The following is a 16834-nucleotide window of genomic DNA, read 5'->3' as shown; positions in this document are numbered from 1 at the left end:
TTGCAAGAGGGCAGGCAGTATGCTATAGTAATTGACGGTGTTAAAAACACACGCCGGTTAATTTTGACAAGGGTGCTTCCCAATGGGGAGTCTTGCCGGAAGATGACATCGGCGGAGGACACAAATAAAAACCAATCAGGAGGTGTTGAGGATGGCAGTGATCTCCATGAAACAGCTGCTCGAGGCTGGTGTGCACTTCGGTCACCAAACTCGCCGCTGGAACCCTAAAATGGATCGCTATATCTTCACGGAACGTAACGGAATCTACATTATCGACCTGCAAAAAACAGTCAAGAAAGTGGAAGAGGCTTATAACTTCGTCCGCTCCGTGGCTGAAGACGGCGGTACGATTCTGTTCGTAGGTACCAAGAAACAAGCCCAGGACTCTGTGAAGGAAGAAGCAGAGCGTTGCGGCAACTACTACATCAACCAACGCTGGCTCGGCGGCACGCTGACCAACTTCTCCACGATCCAAAAACGGATCGACCGTCTCCGTCAACTGGAGAAATGGGAAGAGGACGGCACGTTCGAAGTCCTGCCTAAAAAAGAAGTCATCATTCTTCGCAAAGAAAAAGACCGTCTTCAAAAGTTCCTCGGCGGCATCAAAGGCATGCGCAAGCTGCCTAGCGCGCTGTTCATCATCGATCCGCGCAAAGAACGCATCGCCGTGGCTGAAGCCCGCAAGCTGGGCATTCCAATCGTCGGCATCGTAGACACCAACTGCGATCCGGACGAGATCGACTATGTCATTCCGGGCAACGACGACGCTATCCGCGCTGTCAAGCTGCTTACGGGCAAAATGGCTGATGCGATCGTAGAAGCCAACCAAGGCGAGCAAACAACCGCGTAAGGAACGGCTTAAGCTGTTCTGAGCAGGTTATCAGGATGAAGACAACAAAGGGTGGTTAGAAGGTGAAAGCCTCCTCGCCGCCCTTTTTTTGAGAGTATACACGAACATAACGCCTGACAAAGGCAATCAGGAGGAATAAATCATGGCGGTCAACGCAAGCGCAGTCAAAGAACTCCGTGAAAAAACGGGTGCAGGAATGCTCGATTGCAAAAAAGCATTGGAAGAAGCAAACGGCGATCTGACGAAAGCAGCCGAGCTGCTTCGTGAAAAAGGCCTCGCAGCCGCTGCCAACAAAGCCGGCCGCGTAGCTACGGAAGGCGTCGTTGAATCCTACATCCACGCCGGCGGCCGTATCGGCGTTCTCGTTGAAATCAACTGCGAGACGGACTTTGTTGCCAAAACGGATCAATTCCGCGAATTCTGCAGGGACATCGCGATGCAAATCGCAGCTGTAGGCGCCAAATATGTTCGCCGTGAAGAAGTCGATCCGGCTGAACTGGAAAAAGAGCGCGAAATCCTTAAAGCCCAAGCCCTCAACGAAGGCAAGCCTGCCCATATCGTCGAGAAAATGGTTGAAGGCCGCCTGAGCAAATATTATGAGGAGTTCTGCCTCATGGAGCAAGCTTTCATCAAAGATCCGGACAAGACGATCACAACGCTGCTGAACGAAAAAATCAGCACGATCGGCGAGAACATCTCCATCCGCCGCTTCGCTCGTTTCGAGCTCGGCGAAGGTCTGGAGAAAAAAGTCGACAACTTCGTTGAAGAAGTCATGGCGCAAGCCAAACTGTAAGTCGTCTCCAGGCGTTCCGTGTCCGCACGGAACGCTTTGATCAACCGAACGCAGCAGGCGGGGCGGGGCGTCCGCCCCGCCTCTTGCTTTGTCCGCGGACAAGGCTGAAGGAAAGCAAATCTGGGTATTACATGGGGGTATTGACGTTGGAGAATCCCGTCTACAAACGGATCGTCCTGAAGGTCAGCGGTGAATCGCTGTCGGGGCAGGCTGGCTATGGCATCGAGGCAGAGATCATTTCGTCCATCGCGCAGCAAATCAAGGAAGTCGTGGAGCTTGGCGTCGAAGTGGCTATCGTAGTCGGAGGAGGGAATATCTGGCGCGGTATCGCAGGCACCGCCAAAGGAATCGACCGCGCGACAGCGGATTACATGGGCATGCTGGCTACAGTGATGAATTCGCTGGCTCTGCAGGATGCGCTCGAATCCATCGATGTGCCGACCCGTGTCCAGACCTCGATCGCCATGCAGCAAATCGCGGAGCCGTATATCCGCCGCCGCGCGATTCGCCATCTCGAGAAGGGGCGCGTCGTCATCTTCGCGGCCGGAACCGGCAATCCATTCTTCTCTACGGATACGACGGCTGCGCTCCGCGCGGCTGAAATCGAAGCCGAGGTCATTCTGATGGCCAAGAACAAAGTGGACGGGGTTTATTCCGCCGATCCGTTCAAGGACGAAACCGCAGAGAAGTTCGATCAGCTGTCTTACCTCGATGTGCTCAACCGCAATCTTGGCGTCATGGATTCTACATCCACTTCGCTCTGCATGGACAACAATATTCCGCTCGTCGTATTCGCCATAACGATTCCAGGCAATATTAAGCGGGTCATCCTGGGAGAGAAAATCGGAACGATCGTGAAAGGAAGTGCACAATAAGATGCCGCAAGGAATCAAAGCAGACGCATCCGAAAGAATGGAAAAGGCCATCGGAGCCTTGAAACGCGATCTCGGCACGCTTCGTGCCGGCCGTGCGAACCCGGCTCTGCTGGACCGCATTCAAGTCGAGTATTACGGGGCATTGACTCCCCTCAACCAATTGGCGAACATCAATACGCCGGATTCCCGCACGCTGTTCATTCAGCCTTGGGACAAATCGTCGCTCAGCGATATCGAGAGAGCGATCATGAAATCGGATATCGGCATGACTCCGTCCAACGACGGGTCTTCGATTCGGATCGTCGTGCCGATGCTGACCGAAGAGCGTCGCTCGGAGCTCGTCAAAATGACGAAAAAATTCGGCGAGGAAGCGAAAATCGCCATCCGCAACATCCGCCGCGATGCCAACGATGCGATCAAGAAGCTGGAAAAAACGGAAATTTCCGAAGACGAGTCCAAGCGCCATCAGGAAGATATTCAGAAAACGACGGACAAGTTCGTCGCTGAAGTCGACAAGGTGCTTGCGGTTAAAGAAAAAGACATCATGGAAGTTTAGGCCGGGAATGCCGGCACAGATCAGATCCAAGCCCCTCCGACAGGTGGGGTTTGCCTGCATCATGGCTCCTACGAGGAGCCTGCCAGCCTAAAGTCATTGCCGGCGGGGAGGAATCAGGATGATTGAGCGGTTATGGTCGAAGCGCGGCAAGGCATCTCCGCAGGTGGCGGACCCCACGAGCCTGGACAATATTCCGGAACATGTGGCCATCATAATGGACGGCAACGGAAGATGGGCCCAAAACCGGGGATTGCCGCGGATTGCCGGCCATCACTCGGGCATGAAAGCGGTCAAGAAGGTGACGATGGCCGCCGACCGGGCCGGAGTCAAATATTTGACCTTGTATGCTTTTTCGACCGAGAACTGGAAGAGGCCCAAGACAGAGGTCGATTTTTTGATGCGGCTTCCGCAGGAGTTTCTTGCGCTTGAGCTTGAAGAGCTCATCGAGAACAATGTTCAGGTCCGAATGATGGGCTACCGGGGCAATTTGCCGGACTTCACTTTGGCGGCGCTCGACGAAGCGATTGAAAAAACAAAAGCCAATACCGGATTGGTTCTCAACTTTGCCTTGAATTACGGAAGCCGCTCCGAAATGCTGGATGCGGTCAAATCGTTGGCGGAGGATGTGAGAAACGGCGGTCTGGAGCCGGGAGACATCACGGAAGAGATGATGGCGAAGCGCCTTCTCAGCAGCGGCTTGCCGGATCCTGACCTGCTCATCCGAACGAGCGGAGAGCTTCGTCTAAGCAACTTCATGCTCTGGCAGATGGCTTACAGCGAACTGTGGTTCACCGATGTTTATTGGCCGGCGTTCACGGAAGAATTGTTCCAGGAAGCCATTGCGGAATATCAGCGGCGAGCAAGGCGATTCGGCGGCATTTAACGATCCGCTTTTGAAAGAGGACCTTACCCATGAAACAACGCATCGTTACCGGAGCTTTGGCGGGAGCCTTGTTCCTGCTTCTGCTGGTCGTTGGGGGCCAAAGTTATAACGTGCTGCTGCTGCTTCTTGCCCTCATCGGCTTTTACGAATATGTTCGCTTGAACGGATTTCGTCCCCTGCACCCGGCCGGGCTGGTCGGCTATGCCGGGATGCTTTTTTTTCTGCTTCCTTGGGAGAAGATGGGACTCGACATGCCGATGGACGGGTATGCCGTATGGATTCTGATGTTCCTGCTGCTCGCGGTGACCGTCGTGAGCAAGAACGAGACGACGCTTGACGGAGCCGCCTTGCTGCTGCTCGGAGCTCTCTATGTCGGTTATGGTTTCGGTTCCATGCTTCAAGTCCGGGCGTTCCATGAACACGGCCTTTTCTTGTCCTTCCTCTGTTTCGGCTGCATATGGGCTTCCGATATCGGAGCCTACTTCATCGGCAAAGCGATCGGAAGGACGAAGCTGTGGCCGGCAATCAGCCCCAACAAAACGATCGAAGGGTCGCTTGGCGGCGTACTGGCCTCCATCGCCGTCGCAGCGGTGTTCCACTTCGCCGCTCCGGAATGGATCGGACTCGGCCATGCGGTCTCGATCGGCCTGGTGGCGGCAGTGGCCGGGCAGTTCGGAGACCTGATCCAGTCGGCATACAAGCGTCTTCGCGGCGTGAAGGACAGCGGGCGCCTGCTGCCGGGCCACGGCGGGGTGCTCGACCGCTGCGACAGCTGGATTATCGTGTTCCCGCTTCTTGTGCTTACGGGCCTCGTTCCCGTCTGACAGCGGCGCCATTACATAAGTAGAAAGAGATGGTTCGGTGAAAAAAGTGACGCTTCTCGGATCGACCGGCTCGATCGGCACCCAGACGCTCGATGTGATTGAAACCCATCCGGATGAATACGAGCTGGAGGGCCTTGCGGCCGGTTCCAATGCCCGGCTGCTCGTCGAGCAGGCATTTAAATTCAAGCCCAAGCGGGTCTGTCTCGCCACGGAGGAAGGAGTGCGCTACGCCAGGGAAGCTCTGCCTCCAAGCGTAGAGGTGCTGTTTGGCGAAGAGGGCTTGGTTGAAATGGCGGGCGGAGGCAGCTCCGATATCGTCGTGACGGCCATTATGGGAAGCCGCGGCCTCCCGGCGACGCTTGCGGCCATTGAAGCGGGACGTACGATCGCGCTGGCCAACAAGGAAACGCTCGTTACGGCCGGGCATTTGGTCATGGATGCCGCAAAGCGGCGCGGAGTGAGCATCCTTCCCGTCGACAGCGAGCATTCGGCCTTGTTCCAATGCTTGAACGGAGAGCGGCGGGAGGATGTTCTCGGCATCACGCTGACCGCATCCGGCGGCTCGTTCCGGGACCGTACGCGGGAGCAGCTCGGCGGAGTGACGGTGGCGGAAGCTCTGAACCATCCCAACTGGTCGATGGGCGCCAAGATTACGATCGATTCCGCTACGATGGTCAACAAAGGCCTTGAAGTCATCGAAGCCCGCTGGCTGTTCGACCTGTCCTACGACGACATTTCCGTGCTGATCCATCCGGAGAGCATCATCCACTCGTATGTCGAGTTCAAGGATCATAGCATGATCGCGCAGCTTGGCATGCCGGACATGAGGGTGCCGATCCAGTATGCCCTCTCCTATCCGGCGCGTCTGCCGAGCCCGTCGAAGAGGCTGGATCTGGTGCAGGCCGGCAGCCTCACCTTTCGGGAGATGGACTACGACCGCTTCCGCTGCCTGCGCATGGCGTTTGACTGCGGACGAGCGGGCGGCACGGCAACGACGGTGTTCAATGCGGCCAACGAGGTGGCGGTCGACCGTTTCCTGAAAGGCGAGATCGAATTCCTCCATATCGAGAGCATTCTCGAGAACGTCCTTGCAAGGCATGGCGTCATTGCTTTCCCTGGGTTGGAAGAGATCGCCGAGGCCGATGCCTGGGCTCGGCGCGAAGCGTCTTCAGCGGTTTAGAATCCCTCCATTGCTCCCATATTCATTTTTTCTCCCGCGGCCGCATCAGAACTGTACCGCTGGGGAGACAGGCCTCATCTGTCCGGTTCGGGGTCTTCTTGCAGAAGCTTCAGCCCGGCATTTTCCGCCGGAGCTGTTTTTTCGTCGCTGACGAGGTCTCCGGGAGCTGTTTTTTCGGTCGGCTGAGTAGGTCCGAATCGGGAGGGCGGTGGTTTGGCGGCGAGGGCGGTTCTCTTGTGTCTGCCGGGAGAATAATGATAATCTAGGTACAGGCCGTTAACCGACTGGAGGCACTGACAACTATGGGTACAATTCAGGTCATTTTCATGACCGTTCTCGTGTTTTTCGTCATTGTCACCATCCACGAATGGGGACATTATTTTTTTGCCAAGCGCGCAGGCATTCTGGTCCGTGAGTTCGCGATCGGATTCGGACCCAAGCTGTTTTCCATCAAGCGCGGGGAAACCCGTTATACGCTCCGTCTAGTCCCCGCCGGCGGATTCGTCCGCATGGCAGGCGAAGATCCCGAAATCTCGGAAGTCCAGCCCGGGCAGACCGTCGCGGTCCGTGTGAAGGATGGACGCGTGACGCGGATATATCTCGATCGGCTGGATGAGCGCAGCGGAGTCATCCGAGGCGAAGTGGAACAGATCGACCTTGAGCGCAAATTGTTCATTCAGCTGCATGTGGAAGGCGAAGCGGAACGTTACGACGTCCATCCGCAGGCGCTTATGATCGCGAAGAGCAGGGAAACCCAGATTGCCCCCATCGACCGGCAGTTCGGCAGCAAGACGGTCGGACAGAGGGCTCTGGCCATCGCAGCCGGTCCTTTCATGAACTTCATCCTGGCGTTTGTCCTGTTCGCTGTCTACATCCAGATGGCAGGCGTCGTGCAAGACAATCCCAAGCATCTGCTGATCAACAGCGTCGTGACAGGCATGCCGGCCGAGAAGGCGGGCTTGCAGAAGGGCGATGTCATCGATACGGTGGGAGGCATCGACGTCGGAACCGATTATGCCAAGATGATCGAGATCATCGGCAAGTCGGCCAACAAGCCTCTTGAGTTGAACATCATCCGCAGCGGAGAGCCTCTCTCGCTCACGCTGACCCCGGTGCCCGACAAGGAGAGCAAGGCCGGCAAGGTCGGAATCACGGCCGGATATCCGATGCGTTCCGCGACGCTTGGAGAGACGGTCACGCAATCGGCCGTCACGATGAAGGAAGTGACGGTGCAGATTTTCAAAAGCTTCGGCCAGCTCATCACGGGCAACTTCAAGCTCGACGATCTTGGAGGTCCTGTACGGACGGCTGAGGTTACCGGACAGATCGCCCGGCAAGGCCTTCCGTCGCTGACGAATTGGGCGGCCGTGCTCAGTCTCTATCTCGGCATCTTCAACCTGCTTCCGATTCCGGCGCTGGACGGCAGCCGGCTCGTCTTCATCGGGCTGGAGGGACTGCGGGGACGTCCGGTCGATCCCGCGAGGGAGAGCATGGTCCATGTCATCGGCTTCATGATGCTCATGCTGCTCATGCTTGCCGTGACTTACAACGATATTTTACGTTTAGTACGAGGGTAGAGGGGAGCCTTTATGTCGAAGGATAAGCAATTCGTATCGGAAATCACACCTCAGGGGGAAGACTTTTCCCGTTGGTATATAGACGTCATCAAAAAAGCGGAGCTGATGGACTACTCGCCTGTGCGCGGATGCATCGTATTCCGCCCCGACGGTTATGAGATCTGGGAGCATATCAAGGATGAGCTGGATCGCCGCTTCAAGGAGACCGGACACCGCAACGCCTACTTCCCGCTGTTCATTCCCGAGAGCTTCTTCCAGAAGGAAAAGGAGCATGTCGAGGGCTTCAATCCGGAGCTTCCTTGGGTTACCGAAGCCGGAGGCGAGATTCTCGAGGAGAGGCTGGCGATCCGCCCGACCTCGGAGACGATGATCGGACATATGTACAGCAAGTGGATCCATTCCTACCGCGATCTGCCGGTGCTCATCAACCAGTGGGCGAACGTTGTCCGCTGGGAGAAGCGCACGCTGCCGTTCCTCCGCACGAGTGAATTCCTCTGGCAGGAAGGGCATACGGCGCATGAGAACGAGGGTGAAGCGCGCGAGGAGACGATGCGCATGCTGGAAACGTACCGTTCGTTCGTCGAGGACTACCTCGCGATTCCGGTCATCAGCGGCGAGAAGACGCCAAGCGAGCGATTCGCCGGCGCGGTCGACACGTATTCCATCGAAGCGATGATGAAGGACGGCCGTGCCGTGCAGGCAGGCACTTCCCACTACCTCGGCAACAAGTTTGCCGTCGCCTTTGACATCAAGTTTCTGGACCGCGACAACCAGCTGCAGTTCGCGCATACGACTTCGTGGGGCGTCAGCACCCGCCTGATCGGATCGCTGATCATGGTGCATGGCGACGACCGCGGGCTCGTGCTGCCGCCGAAGGTAGCCCCGACCCAGGTCATCATGATCCCCATCGGTCCTCCCAAAACGCGCGATGCCGTCATTGCGAGAGTGGACGAGCTGTACGGCGAGCTCAAGAAAGCCGGTGTCCGCGTAAGAGTGGACGACCGCTCCGACATGAGCCCGGGCTGGAAATTCAACGAGTACGAAATGCGCGGCGTGCCGATTCGTCTCGAGCTTGGACCTCGCGACATGGAGAACGGCGTCTGCGTGCTCGTCTCCCGCGTGAGCGGCGAGAAGCGCGTCGTGAACCAGAGCGATCTGACGGACGAAATCCAGTCCATGCTGGAGGAAATCCACCGCGACATGTTCGAGAAGGCGAAAAGCTTCCGCGAAGAGAACACGCATGCGGTCGACACGCTGGATGAAATGAAGGCGCTGCTCGACCAGAAGCGCGGCTTCGTCACGGCAGGCTGGTGCGGTTCGGCCGCCTGCGAGAAGCAGGTCAAGGAAGAGACCAGCGCGACGAGCCGGAACATTCCGTTCGAGCCGGCCGAGCGCAAGGCGACTTGCCTCGTCTGCGGCGAGAAGGCCGAGCATACGGTCGTCTTCGCCAGAGCCTACTAATCTTTTTGAGGCCTCGTTTTCCGCAGCATTCAACAAAGCCCCGGCATGGGGCTTTGTTTTTTTCTCTCTTTCTTGTCTTTCTATTTTTCTCATCTCTGAGAAACTAGGCTGCTTAAAGAACGTTGGAGCCTAGCGAGCGGAATAGCCCTGCAGAAACGAAGTGTTCGCCTTTGATGCCGGATTTCTACTAGAGTACATATTCATTCAAGAAATCCGGCATCAACAGCGATCGGAAGGGCTATCCGCCGGGAGGCGGTTCTCACGTTCTTCTGGGCAATCGCCATGTTTCTATGTTCTTCCCCTTTATTCGACGGTATAATAGATTCCATTGACGGTTCAAAGCTGCATTTCCAGGAGGGACTACATGAGCGCCGACAAAAGACAACGCTTCGAGCTGCTGACGAAGCAGGCCGAGCTTCCGCCGGAGCTGATCGGAACCCATTTCCAGGACGCGATCATCGAGAAGGTGCTGGTAAGCGAAAGCAACCGCGAGTGGACGTTCTGCATCCGCGTGAGCTCGCTCGTCCAGCGCGATTACTATAGTATTTTTTGCAAGACGGTCCGGGAGAAGTTCCGGCATATCGCCGAAGTATCGTTCTGCTTCACGTATGAGGACCATATTCCAAGCGACAGCCTAGGCTTGGAGTATTGGCCTCTGTTCGTGGAATGGGCGCAGCAGGAAATGGCTTCGGTCAACGGCTGGCTCGCCAAAGGACTTGCTTCGGCCGAGAACGGCGTGCTGCTGCTGCAGCTCATGGACAAGGCAGGGCTGGAGCTGGCAAAGCGCAAGAAGCTGGACGAGGCGATCGTCCGCTTCTATGAAGAGCGCTTCTCTCGCACGCTGCGCGTGAAGCTGACGGCAGGAGAAGCGGCCCGCGAGCTGTATGAAGAATTCGCCCAGCGCGTCGTGCAGGAGAACAACGACGCGGTCATGCAGATCATGACAAGCGTGGCGAGCGAGGTGCCGGAGCCGGAGGAAGGCGAAGTCCGTCTGGCTGTCGGCTACGATATCCGCGAGGAAGCCGTGCCGATGATGAACATCGTGGAGGAAGAGAAGAAAATTGCCGTACAGGGCACGGTATTTGGCCTTGAGGTCAAGGAGCTTCGCAACGGCAGCACCCTGTTCACGTTCAACGTGACGGACTTTACCGATTCCATCGCGATGAAGATGTTCGCGAAGACCAAGGAAGACGTGAAGGTGCTCTCCAAGCTGTCGAACGGCAAATGGATCAAGGCCAGGGGCCGCGTGGAGTATGACCGCTTCATGCAGGAGCCCGAGCTCGTCATGATGCCTAACGATCTGCATGAGGTCGTTGCGCCCAAGGACCGCACCGATACCGCCGAAGTGAAGCGGGTCGAGTTCCATCTCCACACGACGATGAGTACGATGGACGCCGTCACCTCGGTGGATACGTACATCAAGACGGCGGCGAAATGGGGACATGAAGCGATTGCGGTCACCGATCACGGCAACGTGCAATGTTATCCCGAAGCGTTCAAGCACGGAAAGAAAAACGGCATCAAGGTGCTGTTCGGCGTAGAGGCCAACGTCGTGAACGACGCCGTTCCGATGGTATTGAATCCGCGTCAGGAATCGCTGAAGGATGCTGAATATGTCGTTTTCGACATCGAGACCACCGGCCTCTCCATCACCAACTGCAAGATCATCGAGCTTGCCGGGGTCAAATACAAAAATGGGCAGGAGATCGGCCGCTTCGCCACCTTCATCAATCCACATGAGCGCATTCCATACCATATCGAGCAGCTGACCAACATTACGGACGATATGGTGCGGGGAGCGCCCGAGCTGGAGCCCAAGCTTCGCGAATTCGTTGATTTCGTCGGGGACTGCGTGCTTGTCGCCCATAACGCGCGTTTCGATATGGGCTTCATTCAAGCGTCATGCAAGATGATCGGCATTCCGGAGCTGAAAAACCCGGTTCTCGACACGCTGGAGCTGGCCCGCTTCCTGCATCCGGCCATGAAGAACCATCGGCTCAACACGCTGGCCGACAAATACAAGGTCGGACTCGAGAGCCATCACCGCGCGGTGGACGACTCCGTTGCGCTGGCCGGCGTGCTGTACGGCCTGATCGGGGACGCCGCCCAGCGCAGCGTGACCGGACTCCATCAGCTCAACGATTATGTAGGCATGGACCTGTCCAACAGCCGTCCGTTCCACTGCATGATCTACGCTCTCAATGCGGCGGGCAAAAAAAATCTGTTCAAGCTCATTTCGCTTTCGCATACCGAGCATTTCAAGCGTGTCGCCTGCATTCCGAAGAGCAAGCTCAAGGACATGAGGGACGGGCTGCTCATCATTTCCGGCTGCGAGAAGGGCGAGTTTTTCGAAGCCGTCCTGAACAAGACGGTGGAGGAGGCGGAGGACGTCGCCGACTTCTACGATGTGCTGGAAATTCAGCCCGTCGACTTCTACATGCATCTGGTGGACAAAGGGCTTGTCGGCAGCCGTGCCGAGATCGAGGACGCGATGCGCAAGGTTTGCCGGATCGGCGAGAAGCTCGGCAAACCCGTCATTGCCACGGGCAACGTTCATTATTTGAACCCCCGCGACAAAATGTACCGCGACATCACGATCATGGGCATTACGGGCTTCAGCCCGCTGAAGAGCCAGCGTCTGCCCGATGCCCATCTGCGGACGACCGACGAGATGCTGCAGGAATTCCGCTTCCTCGGCGAAGAGCTCGCCTATCAGGTCGTCGTTACGAACACGGTGGAGCTGGCAGGAAGGTTCGAGCCGTTCGAGATGTTTCCGGACAAGCTGTTCACGCCGATCATGGAAGGGGCGGACGAGGAGATCAGGGATACCTGTTACTCCACTGCCCGCAGCATGTACGGAGAAGAGCTGCCGCAGGTCGTCATCGACCGTCTGGAGAAGGAGCTCGTGCCGATCATCAAGTTCGGCTTCTCGGCCAACTATCTCATCTCCGAGCGTCTCGTGAAGAAGTCCAATGCAGACGGCTATCTGGTCGGATCGCGGGGCTCGGTAGGCTCTTCCGTCGTCGCGACGTTCCTCGGCATATCCGAGGTCAACCCGCTTCCTCCGCATTATCTGTGCCTGAATGCAGACTGCCGGCACAGCGAATGGATTCTGGACGGCAGCGTATCCTCCGGCTTCAACCTGGCGGACAAGGACTGCCCGCATTGCGGCAACAAAATGAAAGGCGAAGGCCAGGACATTCCGTTCGAGACGTTCCTCGGCTTCAAGGGCGACAAGGTTCCCGATATCGATCTCAACTTCTCCGGCGAGTACCAGCCGATCGCGCATAATTTTACGAAGGAGATCTTCGGCGAGAAATGCGTGTTCCGCGCCGGGACGATCGGAACGGTGGCCGAAAAGACGGCATACGGCTTCGCGAAGAAATATGAAGAGGAAAAAGGCCGGAAATGGCGCGGAGCGGAGCTCAGCCGGCTGGCGTCGGGCTGCACCGGCGTCAAGCGGAGCACCGGCCAGCATCCGGGCGGCATTGTCGTCGTCCCGGACTACATCGACGTCGAGGACATCACGCCGGTCCAGTATCCTGCCGACGATACGGGAGCCGAATGGAAAACGACCCATTTCGATTATCACGCCTTCGAAATGAACCTGCTCAAGCTTGATATTCTCGGCCATGACGATCCGACGATGATGCGGATGCTTCAGGATTTGACGGGCGTCGATCCCACGACGATTCCGATGAACGATCCCAAGGTGATGAGCATGTTCAACTCCACGACGGCGCTTGGAGTAGCTCCGGAGAAGATCCGCTCCAGCGTCGCCACCTATGGCGTTCCGGAGATGGGAACCAAGTTCGTCCGGCAGATGCTCGAAGAGACGCAGCCGACTTCATTTGCCGATCTGCTTCAGATTTCCGGCTTGTCGCACGGCACGGGGGTATGGCTGGGCAATGCCCAGGAGCTGATCAAGAACGGAACCTGCTCGATCAAGACCGTCATCGGCTGCCGCGACGAGATCATGCTCTATCTGATCTACAAGGCGGGCATGGATGCGGGCCTTGCCTTCAAGATCACCGAGAGCGTCCGGAAAGGCAGAGGGCTGACGCCGGAATGGATCGAGGAAATGAAGCGCTGCAAGGTGCCGCAGTGGTATATCGATTCCTGCCTCCGCATCGAGTACATGTTCCCGAAAGCGCATGCCGCGGCCTATGTCATTTCCGCTGTGCGCACGGCCTTTTTCAAGCTCTATCATCCGATCGAATTCTATGCCACCTACTTTACGGTCCGGGCGGAAGACTTCGATCTGGAGCTGCTGTGCCAAGGCTACGAGCCGATTCTGAAAAGGCTGGTGGAAATCGAGCAGAAGGGCTTCGCGGCGACTCCGAAGGAGAAGGCTTCCGTCTCCATGCTGGAAATGGCTCTGGAGATGACTGCACGAGGCTTCTCGTTCAAGCCGATCGATCTGTACCGCTCGGATGCGACGAAGTGGACGATCGAAGGGGACAGCCTGATTCCCCCGTTCGCGGCGATCGCCGGCATCGGCGAAAACGCGGCGCGCAACATCGGAGCATCGAGGGACGGCAGCGAGTTTCTCTCGATCGAGGATTTCCAGCAGCGGTCGAAGGCGACCAAGACGATTATCGAAGTGTTGACCGGAATGGGCTGCTTCCGCGGTCTGCCGGAGTCCAACCAGCTCTCGCTTTTCTAAGCCCCGCAAGGGTTTGCAGCCGTCTATGGAAAGTCTGCTAGGGAAAACAAATCTTGTCAGTGTACACGGGTTATGATATAATTTTTTTGGTAATCATGAGGATAGAGGTACTTCTGAAGAGTGGGGAAACCCACTCTTCACGTTTTGTCCACTACTTTTTCGGACTGATCGGGAGGTCAATTGGATTTGAGCACATCCAGAATCAAAGCCGTCGTGGAAGAGATGGTCGGCCCATTTCTCAGCGACAACGGATTCGAGCTTGTGGACATCGAATACGTGAAGGAAGGCAGCAACTGGTTCCTTCGCGTATTTGTTGATAAAGAAGGCGGTATTGACATCGACGAATGCGGACGCATCAGCGAGTTTCTGAGCGAGCAGCTGGATCAGAACGATCCGGTGTCGGACGCTTACTTTCTGGAAGTTTCGTCGCCGGGCGCCGAGCGCCCGCTGAAGAAGCCGGAAGATGTAAGCAAGGCGGTCGGCAAGCAGGTATTCGTCACGACGTACGAGCCGATCGACGGACTCAAGGAGTTCGAAGGACCGCTGGTCTCGTTCGACGGGGAGACCGTCGTCGTCAGCACCGGGCGCAAGAGTCATGCCATTCCATATGCGAAGGTGGCCAGCGCCAGGCTGGCTATCGTTTTCTAATCATTGAAAGGGGGATCCGTGGTTCCAATGAGCATGGATTTTATTGAAGCCTTAAACGAGATAGAGAGAGAGAAGGGGATCGCCAAGGATATTCTCCTTGAAGCGATCGAGGCCGCTCTCATCTCCAGCTACAAGCGCAACTTCAACACCGCTCAGAACGTGCGTGTGGACATCAACCGCCATACCGGCGTCATCAAGGTGTACGCGCGCAAGAACGTGGTGGAGGAAGTGCTTGATCCGCGCCTCGAGATATCGGTAGAGGCATCACGGGAGATCAATCCTCATTACCAGCTCGACGATGTCGCCGAAATCGAAGTCACGCCTCGCGACTTTGGACGGATCGCCGCCCAGACGGCCAAGCAGGTCGTTACGCAGCGGATCCGCGAAGCGGAGCGCGGCCTCATTTATAATGCGTACATCGACAAGGAAGAGGATATCGTCAACGGCATCGTCCAGCGCCAGGATACCCGCCATTTGTTCATCGATCTCGGCAAAGTCGAAGCGGTGCTGCCGCTGACCGAGCTGATGCCGACGGACAAATTCAGGCATGGCGACCGCGTGAAGTCGTTTATCACCAAGGTGGAGAATACGACCAAAGGGCCGCAGATCATCCTCTCCCGCACCCATCCCGGGCTGCTGAAGCGGCTGTTCGAGCTTGAGGTTCCGGAAATCTACGACGGCGTCGTCGAGATCCGTTCGGTAGCGAGGGAAGCGGGTTTCCGCTCCAAGATCGCCGTCCATTCCCGCAACGCGGAAGTGGATCCCGTCGGCTCCTGCGTAGGCCAGAAGGGCATGCGCGTGCAGACGATCGTGACGGAGCTGAAGGGCGAGAAGATCGATATTGTCCGCTGGTCCGACAGCGTCGAGGAATACGTAGCGAATGCTCTCAGCCCTTCCAAGGTGCTGGAAGTCATCGTCTTCGAGCAGGAGAAAATGGCTCGGGTCATCGTGCCGGATTACCAGCTGTCGCTGGCGATCGGCATCAAGGGCCAGAACGCCCGCCTTGCCGCCAAGCTGACCGGCTGGAAGATCGATATCAAGAGCGAGACGCAGGCGGAGCAGGAATACGGCCGTGAACGGACACAGGGCGCCGCGATGCACCAGGACTCCATAACGATCGACTGAGTTCCAGCCGATCGACGTCTGGATTCGCTTGAAGCACGGCTGTCTGCCGCAAGGGGGGACTACGCTTGAAACCTAGAAAGATACCGATGCGCAAATGCGTGGCAAGCCAGGAAATGCTGCCCAAGAAGGAGCTCATCCGGGTCGTCCGGACTCCGGAAGGAAATATCGTCATCGACCTGACGGGCAAAAAATCCGGAAGAGGCGCCTACTTGCGGGGGACAGCGGAATGCTTCCGCCTCGCCAAGAAGAGCCGCGCGCTCGACCGCGCGCTCAAGCAGGCGGTTCCTCCGGAGATCTACGATCAGCTCGAGCGGGAATTCATCTCCGTCGAAGAACAGTTTCTTGCCGCCAAAGAGCAGGAGGCGGATGAGGATGACGAATAAAGCTCTTTCCAATCTGGGCATGGCGATGCGTGCCGGCAAAGTCATAACCGGCGACGAGACGGTTCTCAAAGCCGTACGCCAAGGCAAAGCCCGGCTTGTGCTAGTCGCTGCCGACGCTTCCGATAATACGAAGAAGAAATATCGCGATAAATGCTCGTCCTACGGCGTGCCGTTGGCCGAAGCATTCACCCGGGACAGCCTCGGGCAGGCTCTCGGCAAGGAAGAGCGGGTCATCGTGGCCATAACCGATTCCGGGTTCGCGAACATGATTCGGGGGCAACTGAGCCAGAATACGGAGGTGGAGTATATTGACTAAACCACAGGATGGCAAAGACACCAAAGAGAAGCTGCGCGTATATGAATACGCGAAGTCCCTCAACATGAGCAGCAAGGAAATCATAACGATTCTTAAGCGTCTGGACACGCCGGTCAACAACCACATGAGCGTGATGGAAAACGACATGGTCAACAAAGTGGAAGGTTTCTTCCGCGACATCAAAGCGAACGCCGCAGCGAAGCGCGCGCAGGGCAACCCGCAGGTATCCGCCTCGGCCCCTTCCAAGCGCCCCGCCGACAAGCGGCCGGAGCAACAAGGAGTGCATACTATTCAACGTCAAGAGCAGTCTACAAACCAAAATCAGCAGGAACGACAGGTGACTATGAATACGACTTCGAATACACAAGGCAGCGGTTCGTCCGCTGGAACTCAGCAGCGTCCGGCATCTCAAGGACAAGGCGGCGGCCAAGGACGCGGACCGGGCCAAGGACGTCCGCAAGGACAGGGCGGCGGCCAAGGGCGGCCTCCAGGTCAAGGCGGCCAAGGACGTCCGCAAGGACAGGGCGGCGGCCAAGGGCGGCCTTCGGGCCAAGGCGGCCAAGGACGTCCGCAAGGACAGGGCGGCGGCCAGGGACGGCCTCCGGGCCAAGGCGGCCAAGGACGTCCGCAAGGACAAGGCGGCGGCCAAGGACGGCCTCCGGGTCAAGGCGGCGGTTACGGCGGCAGCAGGCCGCAG

Annotated in this window: 15 protein-coding genes; all 15 read left to right on the top strand. The window is 57.2% G+C overall.

The features are described 5' to 3' along the window. Positions 1–151: 151 nt before the first annotated feature. Positions 152–850, top strand: coding sequence for a 30S ribosomal protein S2 (rpsB, locus tag PHU01S_RS12300; protein ID WP_048747535.1), 699 nt, complete (start codon positions 152–154; stop codon positions 848–850). 142 nt (positions 851–992) lie between these two features. After that, positions 993–1643 (top strand): translation elongation factor Ts, encoded by a 651-nt coding sequence (gene tsf / locus PHU01S_RS12295; protein ID WP_048747537.1) that lies wholly within the window; start codon positions 993–995, stop codon positions 1641–1643. A gap of 146 nt (positions 1644–1789) precedes the next feature. Further along, entirely contained in the window at positions 1790–2518 is a 729-nt protein-coding gene (gene pyrH, locus PHU01S_RS12290) for a UMP kinase (RefSeq protein ID WP_048747540.1), read from the top strand. Between the two features lies 1 nt (position 2519). Continuing rightward, positions 2520–3074: a ribosome recycling factor gene (gene frr / locus PHU01S_RS12285; protein WP_048747542.1), complete on the top strand. Its 555-nt coding sequence runs from the start codon at positions 2520–2522 to the stop codon at positions 3072–3074. 118 nt (positions 3075–3192) lie between these two features. Continuing rightward, a complete protein-coding gene (uppS, locus tag PHU01S_RS12280; RefSeq protein WP_049867534.1) occupies positions 3193–3957 on the top strand; it encodes an undecaprenyl pyrophosphate synthase in 765 nt (254 codons plus the stop codon). Between the two features lie 29 nt (positions 3958–3986). Continuing rightward, complete coding sequence (locus PHU01S_RS12275; RefSeq protein WP_021879649.1) at positions 3987–4781, top strand: phosphatidate cytidylyltransferase; 795 nt, start codon at positions 3987–3989, stop codon at positions 4779–4781. Between the two features lie 37 nt (positions 4782–4818). Further along, positions 4819–5961 (top strand): 1-deoxy-D-xylulose-5-phosphate reductoisomerase, encoded by a 1143-nt coding sequence (locus PHU01S_RS12270; RefSeq protein WP_021879648.1) that lies wholly within the window; start codon positions 4819–4821, stop codon positions 5959–5961. Positions 5962–6263: 302 nt separating this feature from the next. Further along, a complete protein-coding gene (gene rseP / locus PHU01S_RS12265; protein ID WP_127507817.1) occupies positions 6264–7538 on the top strand; it encodes an RIP metalloprotease RseP in 1275 nt (424 codons plus the stop codon). 12 nt (positions 7539–7550) lie between these two features. Then, positions 7551–8999, top strand: coding sequence for a proline--tRNA ligase (gene proS, locus PHU01S_RS12260; RefSeq protein WP_021879646.1), 1449 nt, complete (start codon positions 7551–7553; stop codon positions 8997–8999). A gap of 364 nt (positions 9000–9363) precedes the next feature. Next, positions 9364–13665: a PolC-type DNA polymerase III gene (locus tag PHU01S_RS12255; protein ID WP_127507815.1), complete on the top strand. Its 4302-nt coding sequence runs from the start codon at positions 9364–9366 to the stop codon at positions 13663–13665. 186 nt (positions 13666–13851) lie between these two features. After that, the gene (gene rimP / locus PHU01S_RS12250; protein ID WP_048747549.1) at positions 13852–14313 is read left to right on the top strand and encodes a ribosome maturation factor RimP; all 462 of its coding nucleotides are present in this window, start codon (positions 13852–13854) and stop codon (positions 14311–14313) included. A 27-nt stretch (positions 14314–14340) separates the two neighbouring features. Continuing rightward, positions 14341–15438: a transcription termination factor NusA gene (gene nusA, locus PHU01S_RS12245; RefSeq protein WP_048747551.1), complete on the top strand. Its 1098-nt coding sequence runs from the start codon at positions 14341–14343 to the stop codon at positions 15436–15438. A gap of 65 nt (positions 15439–15503) precedes the next feature. Continuing rightward, positions 15504–15821, top strand: coding sequence for an RNase P modulator RnpM (rnpM, locus tag PHU01S_RS12240; RefSeq protein WP_021879641.1), 318 nt, complete (start codon positions 15504–15506; stop codon positions 15819–15821). Next, positions 15811–16137 carry a YlxQ family RNA-binding protein gene (locus PHU01S_RS12235; protein WP_021879640.1) on the top strand — a complete coding sequence of 109 codons (327 nt, stop codon included), beginning with the start codon at positions 15811–15813 and terminating at the stop codon, positions 16135–16137. The genes rnpM and PHU01S_RS12235 overlap by 11 nt, the downstream gene beginning before the upstream one ends. Next, on the top strand, positions 16130–16834 hold a 705-nt coding region (locus tag PHU01S_RS12230), incomplete at its 3' end, for a translation initiation factor IF-2 N-terminal domain-containing protein (RefSeq protein ID WP_174806363.1). The genes PHU01S_RS12235 and PHU01S_RS12230, both read left to right, overlap by 8 nt.

Source organism: Paenibacillus humicus NBRC 102415 (genome assembly GCF_004000905.1).
Classification (GTDB): Bacteria; Bacillota; Bacilli; order Paenibacillales; family Paenibacillaceae; genus Paenibacillus_O; species Paenibacillus_O humicus.
This window is presented reverse-complemented; position numbering and strand designations above follow the sequence as displayed.